Genomic DNA, 9,637 nt, shown 5'->3' with positions numbered 1-9,637 from the left:
CGTTCCTTACCTAGAATCTCTACAGGATATCCATACTTACACAGAATATTACTAGGAATTTCCCCAGAGAGATACTCTTTATAGAATATCTCTTTGAACTCTTTGGATAACGACAGAATGTTTGCAGTAACTCGAACGGTATACTTGTTGTTTCGCAGAATTTCCTGTTGCTTAGATGAAAACTTTACCTTACTCATGCTATTTCTCCTGTAATTAAAGAATACCACACTCAAGGTAATGTCCAAAACAAGGGATACACTAAAACCCTGGTGTCCACTTCTATGGGGACTCAAATTATCCGTGTCCACACTCAGGGGTACAGTTTAGATATTCCGGAGGATAATTAAGTTCCTCTATTAATTTGAGAGCTTTTGACAGAAAATCAGGTTTATGAATCTGTTTTGCAGAAAGATTAACAGCCACAGGATACATGGTTCCAAACTGCTTTTTCCATTTCAGGTTCTGAACCATTGCCTTACGCATAACCCAGTCTGACATGGAAACTATCAGATCAGACTGTTCTGCTACAGGTATGAAATCAGCAGGAGAAACAAAACCAAGTTCCTTGCTGTTCCATCTGAGAAGCGCCTCAAAACCAAGAATATCATTACCATCTACAGAAACCTTTGGCTGATAGTAAAGACTGAACTCATCGTTTTCTATAGCCGGTTTAAGATTAATTTCAATATTTATACGTTTGAAATTTGCCTTACCGATTTCTTCGTCATAAAAAACGATACAGTTTCTCCCCCGGCTCTTCGCCGTATGGACAGCCATATCAGTCTGTCTCATTAAATCTTCGTAATTATCGCAATTATCCGGATAGATACTTACGCCTACGGATATATTTATGGTAATGTTTGATTCACAGATATCGTAAAATGTATTAATAAGTTTTCTTACATCATTACAGGTCTGATTGATATACTCATCATCTTTGACATTAGGAATAACCACAACAAACTCGTCACCGCCAAGTCTGCCGATAACCATTCCCTTATCACTTGTATACAACTTCAACTTTTGAGCTGTTTTCTTTAAAATCTCATTACCTACACTGTGGCCATACAGATCATTAAGGTCTTTAAAATTATCAAGGTCGATGCCTATTACTGCAAGTTTTGTATTGTTTTCTTTTGCCACAGACAGTAATTTGGTAATTTCCACGGATAAGAACAGACGGTTTGGAATGCCGGTCAGATAATCGTTATAGACCATGGAATGCATCAGGTTTTCACTCTTCTTTATGGCAGTAATATTAAAAGCTATACCGCCCAGTCCATATAAATTACCTTCGTCTGAAATTAAAGGGAATTTAGTTGTTTCAAACCACATTCCTGATTTTTCATTTTCTCTGTATACATAAGGCTTTCTTGATTCCTTAACGTACAGATCATCACGAATGTATCCGTCTGAAAGCTTACTTGGAGAAAGTTCCTTATCTGTCAAACCATAAATGGAAGCTCTGGAACGATCAAACATTTTTGCATAAAACTTGTTAACCCAGGTGATTTTCAAATTTTCATCTTTGAACCATATAGGAGTTTTGATAATATCGCAAAGTGTCTTGAAACTACTGTTTTCCTGAGATATTTTATAAATTCTTCTGCGCAACTTTATGATGTATGCAAGTCCTACAACAAGAAAGACCATCATAAAAATAGTTGCGGACAAAGCGTAAATTAATACCATCGACATAATGTGACCTTAGTGCAATTCATCCGTCGCTGAAAAACCAGGAGAGCAAATGGCTCAGTAAACAAAATACATAGTCATATAAATTACAGCAGACTATCGACGTATAACTTACCACAGCTAACAACACAATTCCGATGGATATAAAAAAAATTGTGAAGTATAAAGGTATGTTTTTTCTGATATTGATAACCTGATTAAAAAAAGAAAGGTTTATCTCAAGAAACGAGATAAACCTTCCCATATAAGTTAAGTGTATTAAACGATACTTATAATTAAGCTGTTAAGCTTGATTACATCATACCGCCCATGCCACCCATACCCATGTTACCAGCAGCAGGAGCTTCATCCTTCTTTGGTAAATCGGTAATCATACATTCAGTTGTGATCATCAGACCTGCAATTGAAGCAGCATACTGCAATGCACTTCTGGTAACCTTGGTTGGATCGAGGATACCCATTTCAAGCATATCACCATACTGTTCAGTAGCGGCATTGTAACCGTGATTACCTTCCGCATTACGTACTGCGTTAGCGATAACAGAAGGTTCCTGACCTGCATTTTCAACAATCTGACGTAACGGAGCTTCCATAGCCTTTAATGCTACACGAATACCTACATTCTGATCTTCATTATCACCCTTCAGATCTGCAAGCTTTGAAGCAACACGAACCAATGCAACACCACCACCGGCAACAACACCTTCTTCTACTGCCGCACGGGTTGCATGTAAGGCATCATCTACACGATCCTTCTTTTCCTTCATTTCAACTTCAGTTGCACCACCGACCTTAATAACAGCCACACCGCCGGCAAGCTTAGCAACACGTTCCTGAAGCTTTTCCTTATCGTATTCTGAAGTAGAATCTTCAATTGCCTTGCGAATCTGAGCAACACGATCAGAAATAGCTGCAGAATCACCTGCACCATCAATAATGGTGGTGTTATCCTTGGTAATAACAACACGCTTTGCTCTACCTAAATCATCGATGGTAGCAGCATCAAGCTTCATACCGATATCTTCAGAAATAACGGTGCCTTCAGTAAGAATTGCAATATCCTGAAGCATTGCTTTACGGCGATCACCAAAGCCCGGAGCCTTAACTGCAGCTACCTTAACGATGCCTCTCATGTTATTAACAACCAGAGTAGCCAAAGCTTCGCTTTCTACATCTTCAGCAATGATAAGTAATGGCTTGCCTGCCTTTGCAACACCTTCGAGAACACTGAGAATATCACGGATATTTGACACCTTCTTGTCAACAAGAAGAATGTATGGATCATCAAATTCAACAGATGCATTTTCAGACTTGTTGATGAAGTATGGAGAAAGGTATCCGCGGTCGAACTGCATACCTTCTACAAGATCAAGCTGATCATCAAAACTCTTACCGTCTTCAACAGTAATAACACCGTCACGGCCAACCTTTTCCATTGCTTCTGCAATTAACTTACCAACAGAAGCATCAGAGTTGGCAGAAATTGTACCAACCTGAGCGATAGCCTTTGAATCCTTACATTCAACTGATAAGGTCTTTAACTGTTCAACTGCGGCGGAAACAGCCTTATCAATACCACGCTTTAAATCCATTGGATTCATACCTGCGGCAACAGACTTCAAACCTTCATTGATAATAGCCTGGGCAAGAACGGTTGCGGTAGTAGTACCATCACCAGCAGCGTCATTAGCCTTGGAAGCAACTTCCTTAACCATCTGAGCCCCCATGTTCTGGAACTTATCTTCCAGTTCGATTTCCTTGGCTACTGAAACACCGTCTTTGGTGATTGCAGGAGCACCATAGGTCTTATCGAGAACAACGTTACGACCTTTTGGACCTAAAGTTACCTTAACTGCATTAGCTAAGATATTAACACCTTCGAGCATTTTTACTCGAGCTTCATTACCAAAAATTACATCCTTTGCAGACATTTTATTTTCCTGTAAATATTTAATTCAAATTCTTGTTGTATCCGAATCAGCAGTTTTTCAGATTCGAACACTAGGTATTCTTAAAAATTCTGAATTTTATTCTTCAACAACAGCGAGAATATCATTTTCAGACATGATTAACACTTCTTCGCCATCCAGCTTTTCTTTTCTTACTGAATAACCTTCGTTAAAAATAACTTTGTCGCCAACCTTTACAGCAACAGGCTTAACAGTACCATTATCAAGAGTACGACCAGGACCTACAGCAATAACTTCACCACGGGTTGACTTATCAACAGCACTACCGGTCAGAACAATACCGCCGGCAGATTTAGCTTCAACTTCAATACGCTTTACAATTACACGATCATTTAAAGGACGAATTGCCATACTAATACATGAGTTAAGGTTTATCCCTCAACAGCCTCCCACATAAATATGTTAACTAATTTAAACTTTCTACCTTTAACATATGGATTGAATTTAATAATTCAAGGCAAATTTAATAAATTTTTAAAATTTAATAAAAATGAAGCTTCTGAAATATAGAAGCCTCATCAACTTATACATCAAAGAACACTTAGATAATTGAAACTAAAGTTCCCTGAATTCAGCATCTTCCACAGTCGCTTTCCTGTTATTTCTACCGGCTGAATTATGAGTACTGTGGGAAGGTTTTACGTTTTTACTTAATTCTTCTTCGTCATCTTCTTCACTTTCGTCAGAATTCCCAAACAAACCGGCATTCTTCAAAAAGTTTTCATCAAACATGTTCATTCCGGCTCCATTGGCATTGAATTGCTTATTTACCTGATTCATGACAATCTTGGAAACTAGTTCAGGATCAGGTTTTAAAAAGGCAAACAGAGCCTTACGCACAAAAGGAATTAGCGAGGCAACGGCCAGCACATCAGAGAAAAACCCAGGAAAAGCAATCATAACGCCAAAAACAACAGCACCTGAGGCAAATGATGACGACTGCATCCCCATTCCCCCCATTAACAAAGAACCAATGCCGTATTTCTTCACGATTGAATAACCTATTATCACTTCAATGCCCAGAATATAGATAGCCACCAGCCATCCAATTTCACCGCTGACATAAATAATACTTGCCAATTCAAGAGCCAAAAAAACTATAGCCGTTAAAACATATTTAATCATTAAAAATCCTTGCTTTCGGAATACAGGCAAAAGAAACGTTTTGCATTTATCAACTGCAAACATTAACTGAAAGAACATTCTGCAGAAACATAATCCAATAAAACTATGTTTCGGAATTAATGATAGTACTTAAAATATCATCTCATCATATTATATAGGTTCTTAAACATTAAAATGCAAGCCACCCCGCATAAAGTACACAATTAAGAACAGAACCCAGATGAATCAGACTTCTTCTCAAATCATGAAAACATGCTAGATTTAATAAAAATAACTCACTTATTATCAGGTCATTAGAATTATAAAAAGCAATTAAACCACCAGAATTATCGCTTAACACAACAGGATATGATTATTTTTTTATTTGTATGATTCCATTCATTTTAATATATTCAAATATATTATCTATAGAACAATATAATTACACTGATTTAACAATCTCAACACTTTATTCACTTATCATAAAAACCTTTTCGTGTTTTTGTGATTAAAACAATATTTCAAAATCAATCGAACAAAATAAAGTAGTATTTTAACTATGTTAGTTCTATCCTATACTGTACGCTTTAATGATTTACAAATGTTCATTTCACATTTTATTGAATGTTGTATATCAATTACAAAAATAAGTTCTAGATCAATGAGAATACAGATCTTCTCTGATACTCATGCACTAGCAAAAATATATTGAGTGAAAAACTTAGGATATAAAAAATGGCTGAAAGTTACGGTATTCTCCGAGTACTCAAGACATACAAGTTAATAACTCCAGAGCAAGAACAAAACGTTATCGCAGAATCCAAAAAAGAAGGAAAACCGATTATCTCTACAATCGTAGATTTAAAACTTGTTCCTTCTGAGAAAATCAGAGAAATCCTGGTAAAGGAATATGCCTATCCATATTTGAATCTTGACGATATTGATGTAAAAGAAATTCCGTCAGCATATATGGATAAAAATCTGATTATCCAACACCATGCTCTGCCTGTGTACGCACAGGGCAAGACATTGTTCCTTGCAATGTCAGATCCGACAAACACGGCAGCATTGAACGCATTCGGTCTGAAATTCTCGATGATGACCGACACAATTCTGGTAGATGAAGACAAGCTTCAGAAAGATCTCAACAAACTGTTCGCAGACGCGATGGAAGAACTTGACGTTGGTCTTTCCGACTCCGATTTTGCCGAACTTGAAACACTGGAAGACAATCAGGATGACAATCTTAGCGGAGCAACCGACGCAAACGCCGATGATGACACTCCTGTGGTTAAATTCATAAACAAACTTCTTCTCGATTCTATCAAAAAAGGAGCTTCAGACTTACACTTCGAACCTTATGAGAAAAAGTACCGCGTAAGATTCCGTATCGACGGTATTCTTCATGAAGTAGCCAAAGCCCCTGTTGAACTCAAAGATAAAATTGCAGCCCGTATCAAAGTTATGTCAAGACTTGATATAGCTGAAAGACGTGTTCCGCAGGATGGTCGTATAAAGCTGAAAATTTCACCAACCAAAGCAATGGATATGCGTGTTAATACCCTTCCTACTCTTTGGGGTGAAAAAATCGTAATGCGTATTCTGGATTCATCCGCAGCCAAGCTTAACATTGATATGCTGGGCTTTGAAGATGAACAGAAAAAGAAGTATCTTGGTGCTTTGGAAAAGCCGCAGGGACTTATTCTTGTAACAGGACCTACCGGTTCAGGCAAAACAGTTTCTCTGTATACCGGTCTGAGTATTCTTAATACTGTTGAAACCAATATTTCAACAGCGGAAGACCCGGTAGAAATCAACCTGGAAGGTATCAACCAGGTACAGATTAATTATAAGGCAGGATTAACATTCGCCAGTGCATTGAAAGCATTCCTTCGTCAGGACCCTGACGTAATCATGGTGGGTGAAATTCGAGACCTGGAAACAGCTGAAATTGCAATTAAGGCTACTCAGACAGGTCACCTTGTATTATCAACACTTCACACAAACTCTGCTCCAGAAACTCTGACTCGTCTTTTAAACATGGGCGTTCCCGCATTTAATATCGCTTCTTCAGTGACATTGATTATGGCTCAGCGACTGGCTCGTAGATTATGTGAGAAATGTAAAATTCTTGACAATGTACCTGAGCATGAACTGCTCAATATAGGGTATACTCAAGAAGATATAGATAAAGGATTAAAAATATACAAACCAAATCCTCAAGGCTGTGAGGCTTGCTCAGGCGGATATAAGGGTCGAGTAGGTATTTACGAAATCTTTGTTATGTCCGATAAGCTGGCCATGCTCATAATGGAAGGAGGAAACTCACTCCAGATTGCAGCAGAAGCAGAAAAAGAAGGAATGGTTCCTTTAAGAAAATCCGGATTAATGAAAGTGGCGCAGGGAGTCACGAGTTTACAGGAAGTATTCCGTGTAACATCGGGCTAAGCAGGGATTAAATTATGGCAATAAAAAGTAACAAAAAAGACTTTATAAATTTTAAATGGAAAGGTACAAACCGTAAAGGCAAACCAGTCGGTGGCTTTATGTGTGCCAGAAGTGCAGAAATAATAAAGTCTGAACTTAGAAAGCAGAACGTTAATGTAACATCTGTTGATGAATATAAAAACCTATTAGGTGATGGTCCAAAGATCAAACCTGTTGACATTGCAACACTTTCAAGACAGATTACCACAATGTTATCTGCCGGTGTACCATTGGTTCAGTCTATTGAGCTTTTAGCCCAAAGCCATGACAAGTTAGCTATGAGAAAGCTTTTGTCAGAAGTTTGTGAAGATGTATCATCAGGTACACCTTTCCATCAGGCTCTAAGAAGACATCCGTTGTACTTCAACAAGCTGTATACCGACTTGGTTGCTGCAGGTGAAGCATCAGGTGCCTTAGAAACAATTTACGACCAGATTGCAACATATATGGAAAAATCAGAAGCCTTAAAGTCAAAAATCAAAAAGGCTATGATGTATCCTATAGTTATAGTTATCATTGCAGTTATCGTTACCGCAATTTTGCTGATTTATGTAGTACCTCAGTTTGAGGCAATATTTGCAAGCTTTAATGCAAAATTACCTGCATTTACTCAGATGGTTGTCGATCTTTCAAGATTCCTGCAGAGTTACTGGGTTATTTTTGCCCTTGTTATCGGCGGTGGTTTCTACGCATTCTTCTGGGGATACAGGCATAACGAAAAATTCCACGATAATGTGGACGTTATGTTCCTCAAAATTCCTGTGGTTGGTGCAATTTTGGAAAAGGGCTGTCTGGCAAGATTTGCGTCTACACTGGCAACAACATTCGCTGCAGGTATTCCATTGGTAGATGCTTTAATCTCTGCAGCCGGTGCATCAGGTAATGCTAAATATAATAATGCAATACTTGAGATCAGACAGGATGTTATGGGCGGTATGCAGCTCAATATGGCTATGCGCGCCACACAGATATTCCCTGCGATGATGATTCAGATGGTTATGATTGGCGAGGAAGCCGGTTCCCTGGATGCAATGCTTAGAAAAGTAGCTAACATTTATCAGCAGGAAGTAGATGATGCAGTAGATGGTTTGTCATCTATGCTTGAACCGTTAATCATGGTATTCCTTGGTGTTATCATCGGTTCATTGGTTATTGCTATGTACTTACCTATCTTCTCTATGGGTAGCATATTCTAATAAACGCATTAACTTTGTTAAAGGGTTTCACAGATGTGAGACCCTTTTTATTTACCGTATGTATAATATTTAATAACTGGATTTTTTATGGATTTTTTACAAAGTGTAGTTCTTGCCTTTCAAGAGTCCCCGGCTTTCTTTCTGATTTATGTGACTATCATAGGTTTTTTAGTTGGAAGCTTCTTAAATGTAGTAATTTACAGACTTCCTGTTATGATGGAAAATGAATTCAAAGATGAGTATCAGGAATATTTTCATCCTGAACAGGAATTACCAGAAAGGCCAACATTTAATCTCATAACCCCAAGGTCACGCTGTCCAAATTGCGGTCATAAGATTTCTGCATGGGAAAACATTCCTGTTATCAGTTATCTAATTCTCAAGGGCAGGTGTCATGGTTGCGGACAGCATATATCGCTGAGATATCCTCTAGTTGAAACTTTTACTGGTCTCATGTCCCTTCTAGTTGCCTGGCATTTCGGTCCTACTGTACAGGTAATTGGAGCCCTTCTCATGACATGGTCACTTATCGCCATAAGCGGTATCGATTTTGATAAGATGCTGATTCCTGATGAAATCGTGCAGCCCTTACTATGGATTGGTATCCTTTTTAATATGTTTAACACATACGTAACTCTTACCGACGCCGTTTACGGTGCTGTTGCAGGTTACATGTGTCTGTGGCTCTTCTATTGGACATTTAAACTTGCGACCGGAAAAGAAGGCATGGGATATGGTGACTTCAAACTGACAGCATGTCTCGGAGCCTGGTTTGGATATCAGATGCTCCCTGCCATAATATTCGGTTCTGCTCTTGTCGGTGCCGTAATTGGAGGCCTCCTTATGTTTATTAACAGACATAAGGAAAGTCAGCCTTTTGCATTCGGTCCATACATTGCAATTATGGGATTCATAGTCATGCTTTGGGGAAATGAGATTAACGGATTCTACCTAAACCTTCTGAGATAATCCATCACAGAACATTTATATTCATTTATTCAAAAAGGGCAATGTTGAAAAACATTGCCCTTTTTTCTCTATAAATACCTTCATTAACACGGTTTAATTTTGTCATCTATTTATCATGAATAAAGGAAATTATCATGAAAAAGACTAAAGGTTTTACCCTCATCGAATTAATGATCGTTATCGCCATCATCGGTATCTTAGCTGCAATCGCTCTTC

General features: G+C 38.2%; 9 protein-coding genes. 4 read left to right on the top strand and 5 right to left on the bottom strand.

Features of this window, described 5'->3' with window-relative positions; genetic code table 11:
- The 5 genes from BMY80_RS11125 to BMY80_RS11105 form a co-directional block, all read right to left on the bottom strand.
- Positions 1 to 197 (bottom strand): HTH domain-containing protein (locus BMY80_RS11125; RefSeq protein WP_218140345.1); only part of this gene is annotated, 197 nt, incomplete at its 3' end.
- A gap of 97 nt (positions 198 to 294) precedes the next feature.
- Positions 295 to 1,698 carry a sensor domain-containing protein gene (locus tag BMY80_RS11120; RefSeq protein ID WP_093143707.1) on the bottom strand — a complete coding sequence of 468 codons (1,404 nt, stop codon included), beginning with the start codon at positions 1,696 to 1,698 and terminating at the stop codon, positions 295 to 297.
- Positions 1,699 to 1,988: 290 nt separating this feature from the next.
- Positions 1,989 to 3,626: a chaperonin GroEL gene (groL, locus tag BMY80_RS11115; protein WP_031580169.1), complete on the bottom strand. Its 1,638-nt coding sequence runs from the start codon at positions 3,624 to 3,626 to the stop codon at positions 1,989 to 1,991.
- A gap of 96 nt (positions 3,627 to 3,722) precedes the next feature.
- Positions 3,723 to 4,016, bottom strand: a complete 294-nt coding sequence (locus BMY80_RS11110) for a co-chaperone GroES (RefSeq protein ID WP_031580168.1) — start codon at positions 4,014 to 4,016, stop codon at positions 3,723 to 3,725.
- Between the two features lie 204 nt (positions 4,017 to 4,220).
- Positions 4,221 to 4,790 carry an FxsA family protein gene (locus tag BMY80_RS11105; protein WP_177178577.1) on the bottom strand — a complete coding sequence of 190 codons (570 nt, stop codon included), beginning with the start codon at positions 4,788 to 4,790 and terminating at the stop codon, positions 4,221 to 4,223.
- Positions 4,791 to 5,504: 714 nt separating this feature from the next.
- Between BMY80_RS11105 and pilB the strand changes: the two genes are divergently transcribed.
- From pilB to BMY80_RS11085, 4 genes are all read left to right on the top strand, one after another.
- Positions 5,505 to 7,217: a type IV-A pilus assembly ATPase PilB gene (gene pilB, locus BMY80_RS11100; RefSeq protein WP_093143703.1), complete on the top strand. Its 1,713-nt coding sequence runs from the start codon at positions 5,505 to 5,507 to the stop codon at positions 7,215 to 7,217.
- 14 nt (positions 7,218 to 7,231) lie between these two features.
- Positions 7,232 to 8,452: a type II secretion system F family protein gene (locus tag BMY80_RS11095; protein WP_093143701.1), complete on the top strand. Its 1,221-nt coding sequence runs from the start codon at positions 7,232 to 7,234 to the stop codon at positions 8,450 to 8,452.
- Between the two features lie 87 nt (positions 8,453 to 8,539).
- Entirely contained in the window at positions 8,540 to 9,421 is an 882-nt protein-coding gene (locus tag BMY80_RS11090) for a prepilin peptidase (protein ID WP_031580164.1), read from the top strand.
- A 134-nt stretch (positions 9,422 to 9,555) separates the two neighbouring features.
- Positions 9,556 to 9,637 (top strand): prepilin-type N-terminal cleavage/methylation domain-containing protein (locus tag BMY80_RS11085; RefSeq protein WP_143066528.1); only part of this gene is annotated, 82 nt, incomplete at its 3' end.

This window comes from Ruminobacter amylophilus, from assembly GCF_900115655.1.
Taxonomy (GTDB): Bacteria; Pseudomonadota; Gammaproteobacteria; order Enterobacterales; family Succinivibrionaceae; genus Ruminobacter; species Ruminobacter amylophilus.
Note: the sequence above shows the minus strand (reverse complement) of the source record. Positions and strands in the feature narration are given on the sequence as shown.

Bases quoted from the DNA above. Each gene is read 5' to 3' on its own strand.
- BMY80_RS11120 (WP_093143707.1), bottom strand. From the start codon at position 1,698: ATGTCGATGGTATTAATTTACGCTTTGTCCGCAACTATTTTTATGATG.
- groL (WP_031580169.1), bottom strand. From the start codon at position 3,626: ATGTCTGCAAAGGATGTAATTTTTGGTAATGAAGCTCGAGTAAAAATG.
- BMY80_RS11110 (WP_031580168.1), bottom strand. From the start codon at position 4,016: ATGGCAATTCGTCCTTTAAATGATCGTGTAATTGTAAAGCGTATTGAA.
- BMY80_RS11105 (WP_177178577.1), bottom strand. From the start codon at position 4,790: ATGATTAAATATGTTTTAACGGCTATAGTTTTTTTGGCTCTTGAATTG.
- pilB (WP_093143703.1), top strand. From the start codon at position 5,505: ATGGCTGAAAGTTACGGTATTCTCCGAGTACTCAAGACATACAAGTTA.
- BMY80_RS11095 (WP_093143701.1), top strand. From the start codon at position 7,232: ATGGCAATAAAAAGTAACAAAAAAGACTTTATAAATTTTAAATGGAAA.
- BMY80_RS11090 (WP_031580164.1), top strand. From the start codon at position 8,540: ATGGATTTTTTACAAAGTGTAGTTCTTGCCTTTCAAGAGTCCCCGGCT.